Origin of the sequence: Flavobacterium covae (assembly GCF_001534645.1) — a bacterium.
GTDB classification, from domain to species: domain Bacteria; phylum Bacteroidota; class Bacteroidia; order Flavobacteriales; family Flavobacteriaceae; genus Flavobacterium; species Flavobacterium covae.
The window spans coordinates 1,067,418-1,089,802 of record NZ_CP013992.1; the positions used below are offsets into that span (position 1 = coordinate 1,067,418).

Below are 22,385 nucleotides of genomic sequence, written 5' to 3' on the forward strand. Positions count from 1 at the left end.
ACAGATGAAGTTTTAATTTTTTGTTTTGGACAGCCTCTTTATTTGTAAAAATATTAAATACCTAAATAATTATTAGGGGTTATAGCTTTTAACTCTACTTTAATAATATCAGAAACATTTAGCGTATCGATAAAAGTATGTATAGAATCTTTGTTGATAATTGTATTAGTTCTTGTAAGATCTTTTAAAGCTTCATAAGGATTAGGATAACCTTCTCTTCTAAGGATAGTTTGAATAGCCTCTGCCACTACAGCCCAATTTTTTTCTAAGTCTTCTGTAAATTTTTCTTCGTTTAGTAATAATTTATTAAGTCCTTTAAGAGTAGCTTCAAAAGCAATGAGGGTATGTCCCATAGGAACTCCTATATTTCTAAGAACGGTACTATCTGTTAAATCACGTTGTAGTCTGGAAATAGGTAGTTTAGAAGACAAGTGCTCAAAAAGAGCATTAGCAATACCTAGATTACCTTCTGAATTTTCAAAATCAATTGGATTTACTTTATGAGGCATAGCACTTGATCCAATTTCTCCTGCTTTTATTTTTTGTTTAAAATACTCCATTGAAACATACGTCCAGATGTCTCGATCTAAATCAATAAAAATAGTATTAATTCTTTTTAAAGCATCAAAAAAAGCTGCAAAATGATCGTAATGTTCTATTTGTGTAGTAGGAAAAGAATGGTGTAATCCAAGCGTTTTTTCTACAAATTGAGTTCCAAAAGACTTCCAGTCATGGTTAGGATAAGCCACTTTATGAGCGTTGTAATTGCCTGTAGCACCTCCAAATTTAGCAGCAAAAGGAATGCTATATAATAATTTGAGTTGTTCTTCTAAACGTTGAACAAAAACAAAAATCTCTTTACCCAAACGAGTAGGAGATGCAGGTTGCCCGTGTGTACGAGCAAGCATAGGCACCTCTTTCCATTCTATCGCCAACTCTTTTAGTTTTTCAATAACACGGGTTAAGCTAGGTATATAAATATTTTCAAAAGCATCTTTCGTAGAAAGAGGGATTGCTGTGTTATTAATATCTTGTGAGGTAAGCCCAAAGTGAATAAATTCTTTGTATTCTTCTAAACCTAATTCATCAAATTGCTTTTTTATGAAATATTCAACAGCTTTTACATCATGATTAGTGGTTTTTTCAGTATTTTTTATCCATAATGCGTCTTCTGTAGAAAAATTCTGGTAAATTTTTCGTAGTTCAGGAAAAATAGAAGCGTTGATTTCCTTAAGCTGTGGTAGACCAGTCTCAATGAGAGCAATGAAGTACTCAACTTCTATTAAAACACGGTATTTAATTAAAGCTTCTTCTGAAAAATAAGGAGAAAGACTAACGGTTTTACTTCTATAACGACCATCAATAGGTGATATAGCATTTAATTCTGTTAATAGCATTTTGTGTGTTGTTTTTAAAAAGAGCAAATATAGTCAGAATTCTTTTTTTAGACTTAGAAAATATGATTAAGAAAGAGAGATTTTAATCTTTTTTTATGTTAAATAATAAAAAAAGGGGGAGGTTGTCTGAAAAGGAAAAATTTAATATCTACTTTGTTACTTTAGCTAAAAAGGGAGAACTCACATTATGAATGTTGTGTGAGTTCTCCCTTTGCCTAAAATGAAAGATTGTACATTTTTCAGACAATCTCATATTTTTTTATTTATGGAAAAATAAAATGTTATTTTTTAGAGGCTTTGATAACTAAATAAATACCTATAATAATAAAAGGAACGCTCAACCATTGTCCTGTACTCATAATGCCTAATGTGTTTTCAAAACCACCTTGACTTTCTTTTATTGATTCTACAATGATTCGTATGGTGAATAAAGTAATAAGGAAAGTACCAAACAATAACCCTTCTTTATTTCTAGCATCCGTTTTCCAGTACATATAAAATAATAAGACAAAAACAAAAATGTAACCAAATGCCTCATATAATTGTGAAGGATGTTTAGCTGGTATACTATCTACTAATGAAGCATATTTTGGATTTGTGGTTAATTCTTTATATGCTTCTCTATAGTTGCTAATGCCTGTTGTAGTAATAGCTTCATTTTTAGAAATGGCATCTTGAACAAATTTTATTCCAAAGATTGATTGAGTCTGATTTCCTACAATTTCTGAATTAAAAAAGTTTCCTAGTCGGACAAATATAGCTCCACTTGCCACCGGAATTACGATTCTATCTAATACCCATAAAAAAGGTCTGTTGAGGATGTTTTTAGAATAAAAATACATACAAGCAATTACAGATATAGCAGCCCCATGACTTGCTAATCCTTGAAAGCCTGTAAATTCAAATTCAGGTCTAAAACGTACAGGAAGTAATATTTCTTCTAGATGGTTTTTATAATAACTCCAGTCATAAAAGAAAACATGACCTAAGCGAGCTCCCAATAAAACAGAAACTACCATCCAGATAAAAAGAGAATCTAATTTTTCAATTGACTCTCCCTCTCTTATAAAGATTCTTTTCATAATGGCAATTCCTAAAGAAAATGCAATTACAAACATTAAACTATAAAAACGGATTGTAAAATTGCCTATTGAAATACCATCTACTGGATTCCAAATAATAGCTAATAAATGATTCATAAGTTATTTTTTCAAGTCTACCAAAAGTAGAATTATAAAAATAGAAATCCAAATCTACATATAAAAATAGTTTAAATAGAATATAATATATAACTCAGAATAGTTTCGGATTGATGATTTTATGAATCCTTTATTTTATCTTTGTCCCATGCAAAATTTAATGTTTTTTCAGCCTTTTAAAAGTAATATTTCAGGGATTACGTTGCCTAAAAAATTTACATTTCCGTTTTATTATGAACCGCATGAGTTAGCTGTAATTGCTAGTCAGGAATTACAGGCATATTTAGAAAATCAAAATGATTTTGAACATAATTTTGGTTTAAAACAAGGACAAGAAGGGCTTATTATAGGTAAAATGTTTGGTGTTTTAGTATGTCAGGATTTAGAAGGAAAAATGGGGTATTTATGGGCATTTTCAGGTAAATTGGCAGAACAAAATCAACTTAATTATTTTGTGCCCACAGTATATGATATGCTAGATTCTTCTAGTTTTTATAAAGAAGAAGAAGCCCAGATTAATCAATTAAATAAACATATTAATTTAGCAGAAACAAATCTTGAATATTTAGCCTCATTGTCTTTTTTAGAAAAAGTAAATGCAGAAGCTGAGAAGGATATTCAAAGTCAAAAAGAACGTATAAAAGAACAGAAAAAAATCCGCGAAGATTTACGGAATAAAGCTTTCTTGAGTATGACTAAAGAGCAGCAAGAACCTTATTTTATACAATTGAGTGAACAAAGTAAAAACGAAGCTATTTTACTAAAAAAAATGACAAAATATTGGAATTTCAAAAAAACAGAAGCAAAAGAAAAGATTCAAGTTTTTGAAAACCAAATTTTAGCATTAAAAGAACAAAGAAAAAAACGATCAGCTCAAACGCAACAACGATTATTTGCTGAATATTCTTTTTTAAACCAATTTGGAGAAACCAAGAGTATAGGAGAAATTTTTAATAATAATCCGCCTGCTGGAGCAGGGGAGTGCGCAGCACCTAAACTATTGCATTATGCTTTCAAGAATAAATTAAAACCTTTATGTATGGCTGAATTTTGGTGGGGACAATCACCTAAAAGCGAAATACGTAAACATAAACAGTTTTATCCTGCATGTAAAGGTAAATGTGAACCTATTTTATTAGGACACATGTTAGAAGGTATTAAAATGGAAGACAACCCATTTTATAAAAATCCTGCGGAAGGAAAAGATATTGAAATTATATATGAAGATAATTATATGTTGGCAATTAATAAACCAGCAGAGTTCTTATCAGTACCTGGTAAATTAGTATCCGATTCAGTATATGAACGAATTAAGAAAAAATATCCAAATGCTACAGGACCTTTAGTAGTACATCGTTTGGATATGTCAACTTCTGGTATCATGTTAATTGCTAAAACAGAAGAAATATACGTGGCATTACAAAGTCAATTTATTAAACGGACAGTAAAAAAGTGCTATGAAGCTATTTTAGATGGTTTGATAAAGGATGATAAAGGATATATAGATTTACCATTGCGAGTAGATTTAGAGGATCGTCCAAGGCAAATGGTATGTTACGAATATGGAAAACCAGCGCAGACAGTTTGGGAAAAAATTTCAGTTGAAAATAATAAAACAAGAGTGTATTTTTATCCAATAACAGGACGTACTCATCAGCTAAGAGTACATGCTTCACATTCTCTAGGATTAAATACTCCTATTGCAGGTGATGATCTATATGGTACAAAGGTTGAACGATTGCATTTACATGCTAAATCTATAACCTTTGTACATCCAATAACTCATCAGAGCTTGACTATAGAAGTAAAAGCTAATTTTTAGTTTATGCTTTTATTTTAGTGCGAGGGAATAAAAAAACGATTAAAATTCGTTTGTAAAACGAGTCAAAATTTTTATTCTATAATTTTTATTTCAAACATTTTATCCCAATTTTTACCCGTTACAAACAAAGTTTTGCTACTAGGATTATAGGCGATACCATTTAAAACGTCTAAATCAGGATGTTGTGTTACTTTATTTTTTAATTCACCCAAGTCAATTACTGACTCAACAGCACCTGAAGTAGGATTGATAATAACAATAGCGTCTTTTTGATAAATATTGGCATATATTTTATCATTTACCCATTCTAATTCATTGATAGCAGGCACTTTTGTGCTATTTGTATAAACATTAATGTGGTCTATTTCCTTGAAATTTTCAGGATTTATAATGCTAATTCTTTCAGAGCTATCAGTCATAAAAAGATTTTTACCATTTGTAGTTAATCCCCATCCTTCCATTTTTTTGAAATACTTAAAAGTTTTTTCTTTTTTAAAAGTACGAGCATCATATACATAACCTTCATTATTTAGCCAAGTCAATTGGTAAATTTTGTTATTTAAAAAAGTAATACCTTCACCAAAAACAGATTCAGGGAGTTCTATTTTTTGAATTACCGCACCTGTTTTATAATTTGTTTTTCGAAGGCTAGAAATACCTTTTTGTCCCGTAGAAACTCCTGATCCGTTACCTGTTCCTTCATATAAAAAGCCTTGATAAAACTCTAATCCTTGAGTATATGCTTTTAAATCATGAGGATAAGTAGCTACTAGCTGATATTTTAAAAGTTTGGGTTCTTCTTTAGCAACTAATTCTACTCTTGCTGCTAATTCTTGTACATCGCCTTCGTAATATACCATGGCTTTTAGGTTCTGATAACCTAGTTTTATTTCATTGAGAGTATATATAAAGTTATTATTTCCTTTTATAGAACCAATTCTTTTTTCATTATTAAAAAAAGAAATAGAGTCGATGTTTTTCTCATTTTTGTTTGTTACTGTAATAGAAATTTCATCACCTGAGTGATAAAAGGCTTTAAATTGCGTCTCGTCTATAGAAAATAAATTTTTTTTATCACCTTCGCAACTGCTTCCTATTACAAGTAATGATATGAAAGTTAGTAAGTTATAATTTTTCATTTTTCATTTTTTTTTCATTCACAATATACAAAAGGAATTTTGTTTATCAAAAGGCTTGCAAAAATATAAAAAGGTTGTATATTTGCACCGGCAAGTCCTACACGACCAGCTCCTGCAAACTCCTCCAGGGTGGGAACGCAGCAAAGGTAAGCGGTTGTAGCGGTGCGATGTAGGTCGCTTGCCTTTTTTGACGAAAAAAAAAATGTTTACAACTATATGATCCCGATTTATTCGGGATTTTTTATTTTAGACGAAATTTTATTCCATGGAACTAACTTGGCAAAAGGTTAAATTACCATTAAAAGAAACTTTTTCTATAGCTTATGGAAATTATTCTTTTAGAAATGCTTTGATTGTAGTTTTAAAAAAATCAGGAACCATAGGTTATGGAGAATGCACGGAAATAGATTATTACAATATTAAAATAGAAAATTTAATAGTTGAACTAAACTCAATCAAAAAATGGATTGAAAATCAAAAAATAAAGCACCCTTTCGAGTTCTATAAATTAATTTCTCAAAAAAAACTTTCTTCTTTTATTTCTTCGGCTTTAGACTGTGCTTATTGGGATTTGTATGGGAAACTTGAGAGAAAACATTTTATAGAATTAAATAAAATAGATAATAAAATTATACCTGAATCATCTATTACAATTAGTGTAGATAGCTTGGAAAAACAAAAGGAAAAAATAGAGTCATTGACTTGGAGAAAATGTAAAGTAAAATGCAAAGGATTGCAAAAAGATTCTCTTTATATGTTATCTCAGTTACAAAAGGATATAGCTATTGATTCTAATGCTAGTTTTACAAAAGAAGATTGTAAATGGTTAGAAGCACAAGAATTTGTTTCAAAATTTATTTATTTAGAACAACCTATGAAGGTTGGAGAATATAAGAACCTAAATAAATCTAGTTATGCCAACTGGATGGCAGATGAAGATTTTCAGAATAGCTTACAGTTAGACGAATTAGCAGATCATTACGGAAGTATAAATATAAAATTAGTTAAATGTGGGGGATTAACACCTGCTTTAAAAATTATTTATGAGGCTAGAAAATTAAAATATAAAATTATGATAGGATGTATGACTGAATCTACCATTGGTATTTCAGCAGGTGCAGTATTGGCTCCTTTAGTAGATTATGTAGATTTAGATGGGGCTAATTTACTAGCGTCAGATATTGCCTATGGGTCAGAAGTAATAGGAGGTAAAATTATTTTAAATGAAGCGCCAGGATTAGGAATATCAGTTAAATAAAAAAAAGAATAAAATCAGTTTTTTCATAAATAAAAAAATGGATAAAAAAGTAGTAGTAATTACAGGGGCATCTTCAGGAATAGGAAAGGCAATAGGAGAACTTTTACAAGATAAAGGATATATTGTGTATGGAACGAGCAGAAATCCAGTAAGAGTAGAGAAATCTAAAATTCAATTAATAGCATTAGATGTTAGAAATGTTGATACAATAAAAAAAGCGGTAGAAGAAATTATTGCTAAATCAGGTAGGATAGATGTATTAATTAATAATGCAGGCGTTGGAATTACAGGTCCTATAGAAGAAATTCCTACAGAAGAAATGCGTATTCATTTTGAAACAAATTTATTTGGACCTATTGAAGTTATAAAAGCAGTTTTACCTCAAATGCGCTCACAAAAATCAGGTCTAATTATAAATATAACATCTATAGCGGGCTATATGGGATTGCCTTATAGAGGGGTTTATTCCGCGTCTAAAGGAGCTTTAGGTTTGGTTACAGAAGCTTTACGTATGGAAACAAAACAATTCGGTATAGAAATTACAAATATTGCTCCTGGTGATTTTGCTACTAATATAGCAGCAGGACGTTATCATGCTCCCGTAATCAAAGGATCCGCTTATGAAAAAGTATACGGAAACACTCTTAGCGAAATGAATATACATGTAGACAATGGTCATGATCCTATAGAAATGGCGAAAGCTGTATTAAAAATTATTCATACTTCTAAACCTAAAGTACATTACAAAGTAGGTGCTTTTATGCAAAAAATGTCTATTGTACTAAAAAGGATATTACCTGATAGAATGTACGAAAAAATGCTAATGAATCACTATAAACTTTAATTCGTCAATATTTAAATCATAATTATTTTTTTGACAGAATTGTTTAGGATAATTACTATTGATATTGAAATTGAATTCGTAATTTTGCTTTATACACAGCTATAATTTAATATTAAAAAAAGAAGATGAAATTTTTTATTGACACAGCCAATTTAGATCAAATTAGAGAAGCGCAAGCATTAGGAATCTTAGATGGGGTAACCACAAACCCTTCTTTAATGGCAAAAGAAGGTATTACGGGTAAAAATAATATCTTAAAACATTATGTTGATATTTGTGCTATCGTAGAAGGAGACGTAAGTGCAGAGGTAAATGCAATGGATTTTGAAGGAATGATAAAAGAAGGCGAAGAGTTGGCTGAATTACACGAGCAGATTGTTGTTAAGCTACCTATGACAAAAGAAGGTATAAAAGCTTGTAAATATTTTTCAGATAGAGGAATCAAAACAAATGTAACTTTAGTGTTTTCTGCAGGACAAGCATTATTAGCTGCAAAAGCAGGGGCAACTTATGTTTCTCCTTTTTTAGGACGTTTAGACGATGTGTCTACAGATGGTTTAAATTTAATAGCAGAAATTCGTGATATTTATGATAACTATGCTTTTGAAACTCAAATTTTAGCAGCTTCTGTTCGTCACACAATGCACATTGTAAACTGTGCTAAAATAGGAGCAGATGTTATGACAGGTCCTTTATCTGCTATTACTGGTTTGCTTAAACATCCTTTAACAGATATTGGAATTGCACAATTTATTGCAGATTATGAAAAAGGAAATAAATAATTTCTGATTTTAGATACACAAAAAGAATATATTAAAAAAAAACACTTACCAATCTTTATGGTAAGTGTTTTTTTTTAATAATTAGTAAATCTTATCAGACGGAATCAAATAAAAATATTATACCATTTAAATTTTGAATTTTCTTTTTAAAAATAGTACATCTACAAAAGCAATAAAAATTAGTACTGGTTCCCGATGCGCTTCGCGCTCGAACTAACGATGATTTCAATTATATACTCAATGGTCTGTTCGAGTTGTTTTTAAAATGAAAAAAAACGTATCGAGAGCTTTATTTCTTAATTCAGTATATTTTAAGTTTAAATGGTATTAGTTTTCAATAAGACTTTTTTATACTGAATTATTTTTTATATAAAAACCTGTTTTTGACTATTTTTGTTCAAAAACAGGTATGTATTGTATTAAATAAGTTGAATTTTTGATTTATCTCTTAAAATAATTTATTTTAAGAATAAAAAAATTTTAGAATAAGAAAAAAACTAATTAAAATTGATTAATTGTTTGTCTAATTGCAACTAATTTTTTCATTAGATTTTCAAAATAATCTAAATGTAACATATTAGCTCCATCACTTTTAGCATTAGCAGGATCAAAATGTGTTTCTATAAATATACCATCTACACCTACTGCTATTCCTGCCTTTGCAATGGTTTCAATCATATCAGGTCTACCACCTGTTACACCTACTAATTGATTAGGTTGTTGTAATGAATGAGTTATATCTAATACGGTAGTAGCCATTTGACGCATAGTAGGAATTCCTCTGAAATCAACAATCATGTCTTGATATCCAAACATAGTTCCTCTATCTGTAACCATTACGTTTTCATTATTAGAGTCTAATACTTTTTGAACAGCATGTTTCATACTTTCAGGACTCATGAATTGTCCCTTTTTTAAATTGACTGTTTTTTTTGTTTGTGCAGCAGCTACAACTAAATCTGTTTGGCGTACTAAGAAAGCAGGTATTTGTAAAATATCAACAAATTCGGCTGCCATTGCAGCATCTTCGTTAGTATGAATATCAGTAATGGTAGGAATATTGAACTCCTTACTTACTTTTTGTAAAATTTTCAGGGCTTTTTCATCTCCAATACCTGTAAAACTGTCTACGCGAGAGCGATTAGCTTTTTTAAATGAACCTTTAAATACATAAGGAATTTTTAGATCATCTGTAATTTTTACTAAACGTTCAGCTATTTTCATGGCCATTTCTTCACCTTCTATGGCACAAGGTCCAGAAAGAACAAAAAAATTGTTGCTATCTAAATGTTTGATATTAGGAATATTTTCTAGATTCATTTTAGATTAATTTTTGCAAATATAATTTATATATATGAGTGTAGCAGTACTTCAATCGAAAATCATCTTCTAAACAATACGGATTTCATATTATTTTGGAATTTTTATTTTAAGTATTTTTTCTATAACTTTTATAGTTTAAAATTTAGTGCATAGCATCTGCAGCACTAATATTAGATTTTCGAGTTTTGATGACTACTACTATAGGAATGCAAATTAAAAACAAAATGCCTAAATACATAAAGATATCCATAAAGGCTAATATATTAGATTGTTTTATAATTTTTAATTCAAGAACTTGATATGCTTTGTTCAAAGCTTCATTATAGGAATATCCCTTAGCAATGAAACCTTTTTGGATCATAGTTATTTGATTTTGAATTTGAAAGTTTGTTTTGTCTAAATGAGCTACTAAATGAGCTCTATGTTTTTGTCCCCATCTAGAAATAAAAGTTGTAACAATGGCTATACCAAAAGATCCTCCTAATTGTCTTAACATCCCTGTAAAAGCTGCTCCATCGCCTATATCCTTACCTGTTAGTTCACTTAAAGAATAACTTGTTACAGGTACAAAAAGGAGTCCTAAACCTAAACCTCTCAAAATTAAAGGCCACCAAAAATGTTCTTCACCTGTATTAGGAGTTAATATGTTATATAACCAAAAAGCAAAAATAGAAAAACAAGTAAAGCCAATGATTAATAAATACTTTATAGAAACTTCTTTTTGTAATAGTTTGCCTACAAAAGGCATGGCAAATGCAGTCATTAATGAACTAGGAATTAGTAAAAGTCCTGATTGAGTTGCGTTCCATCTTAAAATAGATTGGGTATATACAGGTATGACAAAAATTGTGGTATAGACTCCAAATCCTAAAATAGTGGAAAACAAAATACCCATTTGCAGCGAATTATACTTTAAGACTTTTAGATTTACAATTGGAAACTCGTAAGTTAATTCTCTATGAATAAAAAAGACAAAGCCAAATAATGAAACGATGCACAAATTAATAATCGTTTTACTATTAAACCAATCATCTTGTTGTCCGTGTTCTAAGACATACTGAAGGGAACCTACAAATAGGGATAGATAAATAATACCTAACCAATCTACCTGATTTGCTTTTAATTTAATACTAAATTTAGGGCTTTTTACATACATTATAGACAAAACGGTGGCAATAATTCCGAGTGGAATATTGATGTAAAAAATAAAAGGCCAAGAAAAATGATCTACTATGTAACCTCCTAATGGAGGACCAAAAGTAGGACCTAAGATTACACCTAATCCGTAAATGGCTTGAGCCATTCCTCTTTTTTTGATAGGATAACTTTCTGTTATAATGGTTTGTGCAGTTACTAATAAAGCACCTCCGCCTAGACCTTGAATAAATCTAAAAAATACGAGTTCCCAGATATTGGTTGAGTTTCCACATAAAAAAGAAGTAATGGTAAAAATAATAATTGAGGCTGTAAAATAGTTTTTTCTACCAAATTGTTGAGAAAGCCAATTGGTCATGGGTATAATAATTACGTTGGCTATGGCATAAGCCGTAATTACCCATGAAACATCGCTTAACGTAGCTCCCAAACTCCCTTTCATTTCGTTAAGAGCTACATTAACAATGGTCGTATCTACTATTTCTAGTAGTGAACAGAGTATGGCAACTATTGTTACCATAATTCTTCTATAGCCATATTCTACTAGATCATTTGTAGTGTCTTGTATCATTTTAGAATTATTATTTTAAGTGTACATCTACATGTGCATTCATACCAGAGCGTAGTAATTCAATTTTTTCTTTTTCATTATCATTAGTGAATTCAATTTTAACGGGAATTCTTTGTACTGTTTTTACAAAATTTCCAGTTGCATTGTCAGGAGGAAGTACAGAAAATTGAGAGCCTGTAGCTGGCGAAAAGGAAGAAATTTTTCCTTTTAATTCAAGATCTCCAAAAGCATCTACCTTTATTGTTACTTCTTGGCTTACTTTCATCTTTCCTAATTGTGTTTCTTTAAAATTAGCTATTACCCATGTTTCGGCAGTATTAACTAGATAAAAAAGAGATTGTCCTTGATTAACCAATTGACCTGGTTGAATATTTACTTTAGAAACTTGTCCATCTATAGTTGCTTTTACCACAGTGTATTCTAAATTTAATTCAGCGGCATTTAAAGCGGCCTTTGCTCTACTGATATTAGCAGATGCTACTTGCGTTTGTTTATTAGAAACGATTGCTTTAGATGCTACTACATTTTTTTGATAACTACTGGCTTTTTGTTGATTGGTTAAGATTTTTATTTGGTTTTCGGCTTCTAATTTAGCAGCTAAAGCCTGTTCATATTGTTGCTTTGTAATAGAACGATTTTTATAAAGATTATGGTATCGCTCATAATCACTAGTAGCACGTTCTAAACGAATTTTAGCTGTTTCAATGGTTCCTAGTGCAGAAGCTACATTAGCATCTGAAGCAGCAACACTTGCGTTGGCACTTCCTACATCTGCCTTTGCCACTTCAAAAGTACTTTCTGCTGCTACTAATGAGGCTTTAGCTTCTTCTACTTTTACTAAATAATCGCGATTGTCTATTACAAATAAAGTATCTCCTTTTTTTACAAAATCATTGTCTTTAACATATACTTTTGAAACATAACCAGAAACACGAGGAATAATAGGAGTCATTTTTTTTTCTATTTGTGCATCGTCCGTTTCTTCGTGTGTTTGAGCATGTAAATATTTACTAATTCCATAGCTTCCACCACCAATTACTAATGCTCCTAATATGATTGCGAATTTTTTATTAATTGCTTTTTTTTCAGTTTCCATAAGACGAAATTATTTTGTTAAATTGAATGATGTAGTTAGTTGACCTGATGTAGCTAGCATTTCATAATACTTTAAAAGAACATTTGCTCTAGAATTAGCATAATTTATTTTAGCATTTAATTGTTCAACATCTGCATCAATGAGTTCTGTAGCTGTTGCTAAACCATTGTCATGTTTATCCTTAACAATTCTATAGTTTTCACTTGCTTGCTCTATAGCTTGTTGATATACCTTATTTTGATCTTGTGCAAGATTAAAATTTTCTATACTTTGTTGAGTTTGAATTTTTATTCCTTCTTTTAATAAATTTTGAGTAAGTTTTAATTCTTCGGCTTTATTCTTAGCTGTTTTTACTTCTTTTGAAGTTTTGTATAGAGAGCTTAGATCATAAGAAATCCCACCGCCTATATTTATTGCATTGGTAACATTTATCACGTTTTGTAAACTCATGGCTATATATCCTGCGGATAAGCCTATTTTAGGAAAATAATTACTTTGTGCTATTTTTATATTATTTTCATTAGCTTTTTGTAGGTAATTTATAATTTCTAAATCTTTTCTGTTTTGTAAAGCATCTTGTTCGTCTATGGTTTTAGAAATTGGAGACTGTCCATCAAATTGATGTTCATCAATTCCTATTTGATACCCTTCAGGAAGATTTAGCAATGTAGTTAGAGCATAGTTTGTGATATTTACATTTTTATTTGCTTCCTGTAAATTTAGTTTGATTTTGGCTAATTGTAATTGTGCTTTTAGGAGATCATTTCGAGCAATAATTCCGTTTTGTTCCATATTTTTAAAATCTTTCACACGTTGCTCAGCACTTTTAATATTATCGCCTATGAGCTCTACGGATTTTAATGATCTATATAATTGCGCATAATATTCAATTACTTTTAGTGAAACATCTTCTTTTGTACTAGATGACTTTGCTTTTTCAGCTAAATATAAATTTTTTGTTACTTGAATACTATTTTTAATTTTTCCTCCTGCAAATAGAGGTACACTAACATTTGCTTGCCCCATCATAAATTGGTTTATATTAGATGGGTTTACTGAAGAATGAAAAGGTAATTTTAGTTTTAGATCAATTGTTGGTTCGGTAAGATAAAAATAGTTTCCACCTATTTTAATATCTGGGTACTGATGATCTTTGGCTTGTTGCCATTCTAATTTTTTTGTATCAGCTTTTGTTTGAGCCAATAAAATTTCATTATTGTTTTTTTCTAGAAGTATTAAAGCATCCTTTAAATTTAAATTGGTTCTTTCTTGTGCGTACCAATTATAATTTATTAGTATCAATAAAGGGAGAAATTTATTTGCATTCATTTTTTTACTAATGATTTTATAACTTGTTTTATATGTTTAGTAAGCTCAATATTTATATAATTTTCCCATTGATTTTCATCCTCTATACCTATTAGTTTTTGATAGAAAGAACGACTATTATAAAAATGAAAATAGGTGCCTAATATAGTAGGAGCTAGTAAAAAAGTGTTTATATCCTCTTTAAATAAACCTTGTTCTTGCCCTTCTTTAATTACTCTATTGAGTTCAATATAATTACCTTCTTTAGCTTCGTTTATCAGTTCAAAATCAATTTTTCTTTTTTGATTATTGAACTCCATATTTATTATTTGATAAATAGATTTATTATTGTGTATTATTGCAACATAAAATTCAACTAAATTATCTAATTTTTCAAAAGGACTTGTTTCGCTATTTCGAATATTTTCCATTTGAAAATTTAAACCTGCTGAACGATAAAGGACGATTCCTTCCAATAATTTTTCTTTAGAACCAAAATAATAAGAAATCATAGCTACGTTGATGTTTGCAGCTTTTGCAATATCTCTTACAGACGTTCCGTCAAATCCTTTCTCCGCAAATAGTTTTTCAACTACTTCTAATATGGCAATTTGTTTATCGTTAAATGGATGTGTTCCCATGATTATAATAATTTTCGGCAAAACTAAACGATTGTTTGTTTTAATCGGTTGTTTGAAATTGTTTTAACATTTTTTTAACATTTACTGTTTTCATAAATATCCTTATAACTATTTAAAAAATGAAATGATTTTACAGAATTAATGTTTTAATTTAAAAAAAACGAAGAATATCTTTTAATTTTTCAAAATAAAATACCATAGAGTGTTTATAAGCTTATAACTTTATCATATATTTGCGCCCTCAAAAATAATGATATGCGATTACATAGAAACCTTGTTTACACGACTATAGACTCTTTAAATGCTATTTTTAATGAAGGAGAATACGCTGATAAAGTAGTAGCTAGAGCTCTAAAAAAAGATAAAAGATGGGGGAGTGCTGATAGAAAGTTTGTAGCTGAAACAATCTATGAAATAGTAAGATGGAAACGTTTATATGCTGAAATCGGAGATGTTAAAGAACCTTATAATCGTGAAAATTTATGGAGAATGTTTGCTGCTTGGGCTGTTTTAAGAGGTTATCCTATACCTGATTGGACTCAGTTACAAGGTACTCCAGAACGTAAAATAAAAGGACGTTTTGACGAATTATCTAAAAAAAGAGTTATAAAAGAGTCTATTCCAGACTGGATGGATACTCTTTGTGTAAAGGAATTAGGAGAAGATCTTTGGAGTAAAGAAATTAAGGCTCAGAATGAGCAAGCAAAAGTAATCCTACGGGTTAATACTTTAAAAACAACCAAAGAAAAGTTACGTGCGATCCTGATGGATTTGAATATAGAAACGGAATTTTTAAAAGATCAGCCTGATGCCCTAGTATTAAAAGAACGCGCAAATGTATTCTTAACAGAAGCCTTTAAAGAAGGTCTTTTTGAAGTACAAGACGCTTCATCACAATTAGTTGCCCCATTGTTAGATGTTCAACCAGGTATGCGTGTAGTAGACACTTGCGCAGGAGCTGGAGGCAAAACACTCCATTTAGCGTCTATTATGCAAAATAAAGGACAATTAATTGCTTTAGATTTATACGAAAGTAAATTAAATCAATTAAAATTAAGAGCACGTCGTAACGGTGTTCATAATATTGAAACTCGTGTAATTGAAAATTCTAAAACAATCAAAAAACTTCATGGAACTGCTGATCGTGTATTGATAGATGCTCCTTGTAGTGGCTTAGGCGTTTTAAAACGAAATCCAGATAGTAAGTGGAAATTACAACCAGAATTTATAGATAATATTCGAAAAGTACAAGCTGAAGTTTTAGAAAATTATTCTAAAATAGTTAAGCCAGGAGGAAAGTTAGTATATGCCACTTGCTCTATATTACCATCTGAAAATCAAGAACAAATTCAAAAATTTTTAGCAACAGAAAACGGTCAAAATTTTACTTTAATTAAAGATTACAAAATATTAGCACATCAAACAGGGTTTGATGGGTTTTATATGGCATTATTAGAAAAAAAATCTTAATATAAGTTTTTAATCAATATATGAAAAAGAATTGCCTTTTTTTTATTTTTATTTTCAGTTCCTTTTTTGGAGTAGGACAAAACTGTCCTAATGATTTAAAAACGTATTATTCTTCCGCAACAGGAGTGGGCTATATTTTAAAAACACAGCTTTATAATATTATTAAAGATCATACAGTAATTAGTTATACGCCCGGTTTATGGAATTTATACTATACTTCGGATGTAAATTCTGATGGAAAAGTCTGGGATATATATTCAAACTGTAATTTTGTTTTTGGAGCTCCCCTCTTAACAGGAGGTAATCAAGATGACGGAAAAGGAGGGAAAGTTGAATGCGAAAGATATAACAGAGAACATACTTTTCCTAAAAGTTGGTTTGGCGGTTCATCAGGTATGCCCATGTATACAGACGCATTTCATGTTATGCCTACTGATAAAAAAGATAATGGAATGAGAGGAAGTATGCCTTATGGAATAGTAGGAAATAATCCTACTTATATAACAAATAATAATTCCAAAATAGGAATTTGTACAGCTCCCAACACACCCACTAATCTTACCGTCTTTGAACCTGCAGATCAATATAAAGGAGATATAGCAAGAAATTATTTTTATATGGCTACACGCTATGAAGATAAAATTTCAAACTGGCAAAATATCACAGTTGATGCAAATGCTGTTTTAGATGGATCTAATGATCAAGTTTATGAAAAATGGTATCTAGACCTAATGATTGCTTGGCATCTTCAAGATCCCGTTAGCCAAAAAGAAATTGATAGAAATAATGCAGTTTGTGCAGCACAACATAATAGAAATCCTTTTATAGATCATCCAGAATATGTTTGCCAAATATGGTCAGCACAATGTCAAGCTTTATCTAATGTTGAAGTTGAATTACAAACCAATGTTAGTTTATATCCCAATCCATCCAATGGAGAATTAATTATTATTAATTCAGAAATTCAATTAGATGAAATTCAGGTATATAATATAAATGGACAATTAATACAAAAAGAAAAAAATCCTATAAAGAAAGGAATAAGTTATGATTTAACAGGTTTGTCTAAAGGATTCTATTTATTGAAATTGACTGCAGGAACGCAATCTATAACGAAAAAAATTATCGTACAATAACAAAGTGGCTATGCGCCACTTTTTTTATATCTATGTTTTTTAATAAATTAATTATACACCCAAAACAATTTAAAAACAACCAATGAAATCAAAAACTACTTTTTTTGCACTTTTTTGTGCATTAGTGGGGCATGCACAGGCACCCTCAGGTTATTACAGTTCCGCTACAGGTTCTGGTTATACCTTAAAAACACAATTGTATAATATTATCAAAGACCATACGGATAAAGGGTATGCTGGACTTTGGACTACTTATCAAACTTCTGATAGAGATAAAGAATACGAAAATGATAATTCAATCATTGATGTTTATTCTGAAAACCCTACAGGAGTAGATCCTTATGTATACCAATATGGTACAAACCAGTGTGGAACTTATTCAGGAGAAGGTGGATGTTATAATCGAGAACACATGATTCCGCAATCCGTTTTTAATAATGCAGCACCTATGGTATCCGATGCACATTTTATTCCACCTACTGATGGTAAGGTTAATGGAATGCGATCTAATTATCCTCATGGTATGGTAGCTGTTGCTAACTGGACATCAAGAAATGGAGGGAAATTAGGATCAAGTGCTGTTTCAGGTTATACAGGTACCGTTTTTGAACCAATTAATGAATTTAAAGGAGATATTGCTCGTATGTATTTTTATTTTGCTACACGCTATGAAAATACAGTTGCTAATTATTCTTCTTATGAAATGTTTAACAGAACTTCAAATCAAGTTTTTGCAAAACCTTTCTTAGATATGTTATTAAAATGGCATGCACAAGATCCTGTAAGTGCTAGAGAGATTGCTAGAAATAATGCTATTTATGCTCGCCAAGGTAATCGAAACCCATTTATTGATAATCCTAATTATGTAAACCTTATTTGGGGAGGTTCTACTGCTGATACGATAGCCCCTACCGTACCGTCTGATCTGACATCTTCAGGAATAACAACGACCGCTTGTACTTTATCATGGACTGCATCTACAGATAATGTTGGTGTAACTAGTTATAATGTGTATCTAAATGATGCTCTAAAAATAACGGTTACAGGTACTAATGCTATTATAACAGGATTAAAAGCTTCTACTTCTTATTCATTTACAGTAAAAGCAAAAGACGCAGCAGGGAATTTGTCAAATGCAAGTACTACATTAAATGTTATAACAGCTACTGGTGCTGATACGATTGCGCCTTCAAATCCTACGAACTTAATTGCTTCAAATATTACAACAACAACTTGTACATTATCATGGGGAGCTTCAACAGACAACATAGGAGTAACAAGATATGATGTATATCAAGGAACAATATTAAAAACATCTGTTACAAATACTAATGCTACTATAACAGGATTAACAGCTTCCAGTAATTATTCATTTACAGTAAAAGCAAAAGACGCAGTAGGGAATGTTTCAGGATCAAGTAGTGTATTAAATGTTACAACAGCTACTGGTGCTGATACGATTGCGCCTTCAAATCCTACGAACTTAATTGCTTCAAATATTACAACAACAACTTGTACATTATCATGGGGAGCTTCAACAGACAACATAGGAGTAACAGGATATGATGTATATCAAGGAACAATATTAAAAACATCTGTTACAAATACTAATGCTACTATAACAGGATTAACAGCTTCCAGTAATTATTCATTTACAGTAAAAGCAAAAGATGCAGCAAGAAATGTTTCAAGTTCAAGTAATCTATTAAATGTTACTACAAAAGCTAATGTTACTTCTGTTTCTGATTTATATTTTTCAGAATATTTAGAAGGATCTTCAAATAATAAAGCTTTAGAAATTACAAATAAAACAGGTGTTGCTGTTAGTTTATCTTCTTACGTAATAAAAAAACAAACCAACGGATCTGGTTCATGGAGTACAGGTTTAAAATTAGCAGGTACATTAGCAGATAATCAAAAATTTGTAATTGTAAATAGTTTAATAGCGTCATCTTGCTATTCTTCTACATTAGCCAATTTATCAACCACTGCTGGAGAAATGGCTTATAACGGTAATGACGCTATAGGGTTGTTTAAAAATGGTATTCTAATAGATATTATTGGTAAATTTAACGGAGGTACTGCTGATTTTTCAATAGATGAAACAATGAGAAGAAAAGAAACAGCGGTTGTACCAAGTACTACCTTCAATAAAAATACTGATTGGGATATATACGGAGTTGATATTTGTTCGGGTTTAGGAAATAGAATAGGAAAATCAAACCAAAATAAAAAAGAAATAAATATAAAATTATATCCAAATCCAACAAACGGAAACTTTGAAATAATTTTCGAAGATTTATCAGATAGATATACAGTTGAAATTTATACTACCTTAGGTCAAAAAATTCATGAAATTACAGAAATTACTTCTGGATCAATTTCTGTTAACGATTTATCTAAAGGAATTTATTTAGTAAAAATAAATCAAAATGAAAACTCTATTATTAAACAAGTTGTAGTAGAATAAAAAAATACTATAAAATTAAAAAAGAGGGATAAAAAGTTATAACCTTGTCATTTTCGACCAAAGGAAGACACGAATGAGATGAACAGTTGAAATGATATAACGTCTAATATATGACTTCTAAAATAAGAGAAATTATAATATTATAACGTTAAATTATTACTTTTTAGCCCCTTTTTTTTATATGCCCCTAGTTTAATATTAGAAATTTATTACAAATAAAAATTTCCATCCGTTTTATCTTCTTTGCCCTTTTTATCTTCATCACAAAGGAGAAACCACATAATGTTTATTATGAAACTCCTCCTTACGTCAGAGTGACAAACTGTATGTTGATTTAGGTACTATCCTACAAAAACAATAAAAGTTAGTGTTGGTTCTCGATGCGCTTTGGGCTCGAACTAATGATGATTTCAATTATATACTTAACCGTTTGTTTGAGTTGTTTTAAAATGAAAAAACATATTGAGAATTTTGCTTTTAATCCAGTATATTTTAAGTTTAAATGATGTTATATTAATTCTATAATTAAACATAAAAACATAATTGATGTATTTTTTTATTATACCATAAATTATATTTATTTTCGTGCTCTGAAAAACTTGAAAAATCAAAATAAAATGAAATACGATATTATAGTTTTAGGTAGTGGACCAGGTGGTTACGTTACTGCTATTCGTGCATCTCAATTAGGCTTTAAAGTAGCTGTTATTGAAAAAGAAAACTTGGGAGGTATCTGTTTAAATTGGGGATGTATTCCAACAAAAGCCTTATTAAAGTCCGCTCAAGTTTTTGATTACCTAAAACACGCTTCTGACTATGGTTTAAAAGCGGATAATGTAGATAAAGATTTTGGTGCTGTAATTACTCGTTCAAGAGGTGTTGCTGAAGGAATGAGCAAAGGAGTTCAGTTTTTAATGAAGAAAAATAAAATTGATGTAATTGACGGTTTTGGAAAGGTTAAACCAGGAAAAAAAATAGAAGTTATAAATAAAGAAGGTCAAATTACCGAATATGCTGCTGATCATATTATTATAGCTACAGGTGCTCGTTCACGTGAATTACCTAATTTACCACAAGATGGTAAAAAGGTAATTGGATACCGTCAAGCAATGACATTGTCTGAACAACCTAAAAAAATGATTGTGGTAGGATCTGGAGCTATTGGAGTAGAATTTGCGCATTTTTATAATTCAATGGGAACTGAAGTAACAATTGTTGAATTTATGCCTAACATCGTTCCTGTAGAAGATGAAGATGTATCAAAACAATTTGAACGCTCTTTAAAGAAAGCAGGAATCAATATTATGACCAATGCTTCAGTTGAAAAAGTAGATACTACAGGAGAGGGAGTAAAAGCAACAGTTAAAACCACTAAAGGAGAAGAAATACTAGAAGCTGACATCGTACTTTCTGCAGTAGGAATTAAAACCAATATTGAGGGAATAGGATTAGAAGATGTTGGAATTGCAACTGATCGCGATAAAATTTTAGTAAATGATTACTATCAAACAAATATACCAGGATATTATGCTATTGGTGATGTAACGCCAGGGCAAGCTCTTGCGCACGTTGCTTCAGCAGAAGGAATTCTTTGTGTTGAAAAAATTGCAGGCCTACATGTTGAGCCACTAGACTATGGAAATATACCAGGTTGTACTTATGCAACTCCAGAAATTGCTTCAGTTGGTTTAACAGAAAAAGCAGCTAGAGAAAAAGGATACGAAATAAAAGTAGGAAAATTTCCGTTTTCGGCATCTGGTAAAGCATCAGCAGCAGGAACAAAAGATGGTTTTGTAAAAGTTATTTTTGATGCTAAATATGGCGAGTGGTTAGGTTGTCACATGATTGGTGCTGGTGTAACAGATATGATAGCAGAAGCGGTTGTAGCTCGTAAATTAGAAACTACAGGACACGAAATTCTAAAAGCAGTACATCCGCATCCTACGATGAGTGAGGCTGTAATGGAAGCAGTTGCAGATGCTTATGGAGAAGTTATTCATTTGTAAATTAAGATTACATTAAAAATAGATATAAAGAGGGAGCCTTAAAAAAATAAATTTTTTCATTTAGATTAAAGTGAGAAAGCATACAGTTTTAATACCAGATTTTAGTTAACATAACTAAATCAAACGCTGAATTGTAATTTAAGACCTCCTCTTTATATTTTCTTTCAATTACATTACCTATTTAAAAAGAGGTAATAAAAAATATTTTTTAAATATAAAATAATTTAAAATTAAGTATAATTAAATAATATCAAGAAAGTTTTAGATTTTTTTTAGTTGAAAAATTATAGATCTTTTTTAAATTTGATAAAAACAAATATTATGGATTTAAAGCAAGAAGATTGGTGGACTAAATTACAAGAAGATACTAATGCAGTCGTATTAGATGTGCGTACGGCGGATGAGTGTATAGATGGAATTATTCCTAATGCTGTAAATATAGACATTTATAAAGGTCAAGGTTTTATTTATCAAATAGAAGAATTAGATAAAACTAAAAATTACTATGTATACTGTAAAGCAGGAGGGCGTAGTGCACAAGCATGTAATATAATGAATCAAATGGGATTTAATGTTACATATAATCTAATAGGAGGTTTTTCAGAGTGGAATGGTCCAGTAGATCAATTGAAATAAAAATTTAAAGATTTTACAAAAAAGCTACTTTTAGATAGCTTTTTTGTTTTGTATTATGTTATAAAACTAATTTTAGAGAAGTTATACCATTTAAATTTAAAGTATACTGAATTAAAAAGTAAAATTCTCGAT

17 protein-coding genes and 1 other RNA gene are annotated in these 22,385 nt (G+C 30.2%); 10 read left to right on the top strand and 8 right to left on the bottom strand.

Annotated features, from left to right (window positions below):
* Nucleotides 1-53: 53 nt before the first annotated feature.
* Both purB and lgt read right to left on the bottom strand, forming a co-directional pair.
* Nucleotides 54-1,397, bottom strand: a complete 1,344-nt coding sequence (gene purB, locus AWN65_RS04665; protein WP_060382099.1) for an adenylosuccinate lyase — start codon at nucleotides 1,395-1,397, stop codon at nucleotides 54-56.
* A 281-nt stretch (nucleotides 1,398-1,678) separates the two neighbouring features.
* Nucleotides 1,679-2,596: a prolipoprotein diacylglyceryl transferase gene (gene lgt / locus AWN65_RS04670; RefSeq protein ID WP_060382100.1), complete on the bottom strand. Its 918-nt coding sequence runs from the start codon at nucleotides 2,594-2,596 to the stop codon at nucleotides 1,679-1,681.
* Between the two features lie 121 nt (nucleotides 2,597-2,717).
* Here lgt and AWN65_RS04675 point away from each other — a divergent pair, with 121 nt between their 5' ends.
* Nucleotides 2,718-4,418 (top strand): RluA family pseudouridine synthase, encoded by a 1,701-nt coding sequence (locus AWN65_RS04675; protein WP_235588345.1) that lies wholly within the window; start codon nucleotides 2,718-2,720, stop codon nucleotides 4,416-4,418.
* 71 nt (nucleotides 4,419-4,489) lie between these two features.
* Here AWN65_RS04675 and AWN65_RS04680 read toward each other — a convergent pair whose 3' ends face one another.
* Nucleotides 4,490-5,557 (bottom strand): glutaminyl-peptide cyclotransferase, encoded by a 1,068-nt coding sequence (locus AWN65_RS04680; RefSeq protein WP_060382102.1) that lies wholly within the window; start codon nucleotides 5,555-5,557, stop codon nucleotides 4,490-4,492.
* A gap of 88 nt (nucleotides 5,558-5,645) precedes the next feature.
* Here AWN65_RS04680 and ffs point away from each other — a divergent pair.
* The 4 genes from ffs to fsa all read left to right on the top strand — a co-directional run bounded on the left by ffs (nucleotide 5,646) and on the right by fsa (nucleotide 8,441).
* Nucleotides 5,646-5,744, top strand: an RNA gene (gene ffs / locus AWN65_RS04685) — signal recognition particle sRNA small type.
* A 78-nt stretch (nucleotides 5,745-5,822) separates the two neighbouring features.
* Nucleotides 5,823-6,815, top strand: a complete 993-nt coding sequence (locus tag AWN65_RS04690) for an enolase C-terminal domain-like protein (protein WP_060382103.1) — start codon at nucleotides 5,823-5,825, stop codon at nucleotides 6,813-6,815.
* Between the two features lie 37 nt (nucleotides 6,816-6,852).
* Nucleotides 6,853-7,659 (top strand): SDR family oxidoreductase, encoded by an 807-nt coding sequence (locus tag AWN65_RS04695; RefSeq protein ID WP_060382104.1) that lies wholly within the window; start codon nucleotides 6,853-6,855, stop codon nucleotides 7,657-7,659.
* A gap of 125 nt (nucleotides 7,660-7,784) precedes the next feature.
* The gene (gene fsa, locus AWN65_RS04700; protein ID WP_060382105.1) at nucleotides 7,785-8,441 is read left to right on the top strand and encodes a fructose-6-phosphate aldolase; all 657 of its coding nucleotides are present in this window, start codon (nucleotides 7,785-7,787) and stop codon (nucleotides 8,439-8,441) included.
* Nucleotides 8,442-8,942: 501 nt separating this feature from the next.
* Here fsa and kdsA read toward each other — a convergent pair.
* From kdsA to AWN65_RS04725, 5 genes are all read right to left on the bottom strand, one after another.
* Nucleotides 8,943-9,761: a 3-deoxy-8-phosphooctulonate synthase gene (kdsA, locus tag AWN65_RS04705; protein WP_060382106.1), complete on the bottom strand. Its 819-nt coding sequence runs from the start codon at nucleotides 9,759-9,761 to the stop codon at nucleotides 8,943-8,945.
* Between the two features lie 145 nt (nucleotides 9,762-9,906).
* Entirely contained in the window at nucleotides 9,907-11,490 is a 1,584-nt protein-coding gene (locus AWN65_RS04710) for a DHA2 family efflux MFS transporter permease subunit (protein ID WP_060382107.1), read from the bottom strand.
* A gap of 10 nt (nucleotides 11,491-11,500) precedes the next feature.
* Nucleotides 11,501-12,586: an HlyD family secretion protein gene (locus AWN65_RS04715; RefSeq protein ID WP_060382108.1), complete on the bottom strand. Its 1,086-nt coding sequence runs from the start codon at nucleotides 12,584-12,586 to the stop codon at nucleotides 11,501-11,503.
* 9 nt (nucleotides 12,587-12,595) lie between these two features.
* The gene (locus AWN65_RS04720) at nucleotides 12,596-13,915 is read right to left on the bottom strand and encodes a TolC family protein (RefSeq protein WP_060382109.1); all 1,320 of its coding nucleotides are present in this window, start codon (nucleotides 13,913-13,915) and stop codon (nucleotides 12,596-12,598) included.
* The gene (locus AWN65_RS04725) at nucleotides 13,912-14,535 is read right to left on the bottom strand and encodes a TetR/AcrR family transcriptional regulator (RefSeq protein ID WP_060382110.1); all 624 of its coding nucleotides are present in this window, start codon (nucleotides 14,533-14,535) and stop codon (nucleotides 13,912-13,914) included. The genes AWN65_RS04720 and AWN65_RS04725 overlap by 4 nt, the downstream gene beginning before the upstream one ends.
* A 255-nt stretch (nucleotides 14,536-14,790) precedes the next feature.
* Between AWN65_RS04725 and AWN65_RS04730 the strand changes: the two genes are divergently transcribed.
* The 5 genes from AWN65_RS04730 to AWN65_RS04750 all read left to right on the top strand — a co-directional run bounded on the left by AWN65_RS04730 (nucleotide 14,791) and on the right by AWN65_RS04750 (nucleotide 22,253).
* A complete protein-coding gene (locus AWN65_RS04730; protein ID WP_060382111.1) occupies nucleotides 14,791-16,005 on the top strand; it encodes an RsmB/NOP family class I SAM-dependent RNA methyltransferase in 1,215 nt (404 codons plus the stop codon).
* A gap of 20 nt (nucleotides 16,006-16,025) precedes the next feature.
* Nucleotides 16,026-17,141 carry an endonuclease gene (locus AWN65_RS04735; RefSeq protein ID WP_060382112.1) on the top strand — a complete coding sequence of 372 codons (1,116 nt, stop codon included), beginning with the start codon at nucleotides 16,026-16,028 and terminating at the stop codon, nucleotides 17,139-17,141.
* An 82-nt stretch (nucleotides 17,142-17,223) separates the two neighbouring features.
* Nucleotides 17,224-19,611, top strand: coding sequence for an endonuclease (locus AWN65_RS04740; protein WP_060382113.1), 2,388 nt, complete (start codon nucleotides 17,224-17,226; stop codon nucleotides 19,609-19,611).
* A 617-nt stretch (nucleotides 19,612-20,228) separates the two neighbouring features.
* Complete coding sequence (gene lpdA, locus AWN65_RS04745; RefSeq protein WP_060382114.1) at nucleotides 20,229-21,617, top strand: dihydrolipoyl dehydrogenase; 1,389 nt, start codon at nucleotides 20,229-20,231, stop codon at nucleotides 21,615-21,617.
* 321 nt (nucleotides 21,618-21,938) lie between these two features.
* Nucleotides 21,939-22,253 (top strand): rhodanese-like domain-containing protein, encoded by a 315-nt coding sequence (locus tag AWN65_RS04750; RefSeq protein ID WP_060382115.1) that lies wholly within the window; start codon nucleotides 21,939-21,941, stop codon nucleotides 22,251-22,253.
* Nucleotides 22,254-22,385 lie beyond the last annotated feature (132 nt).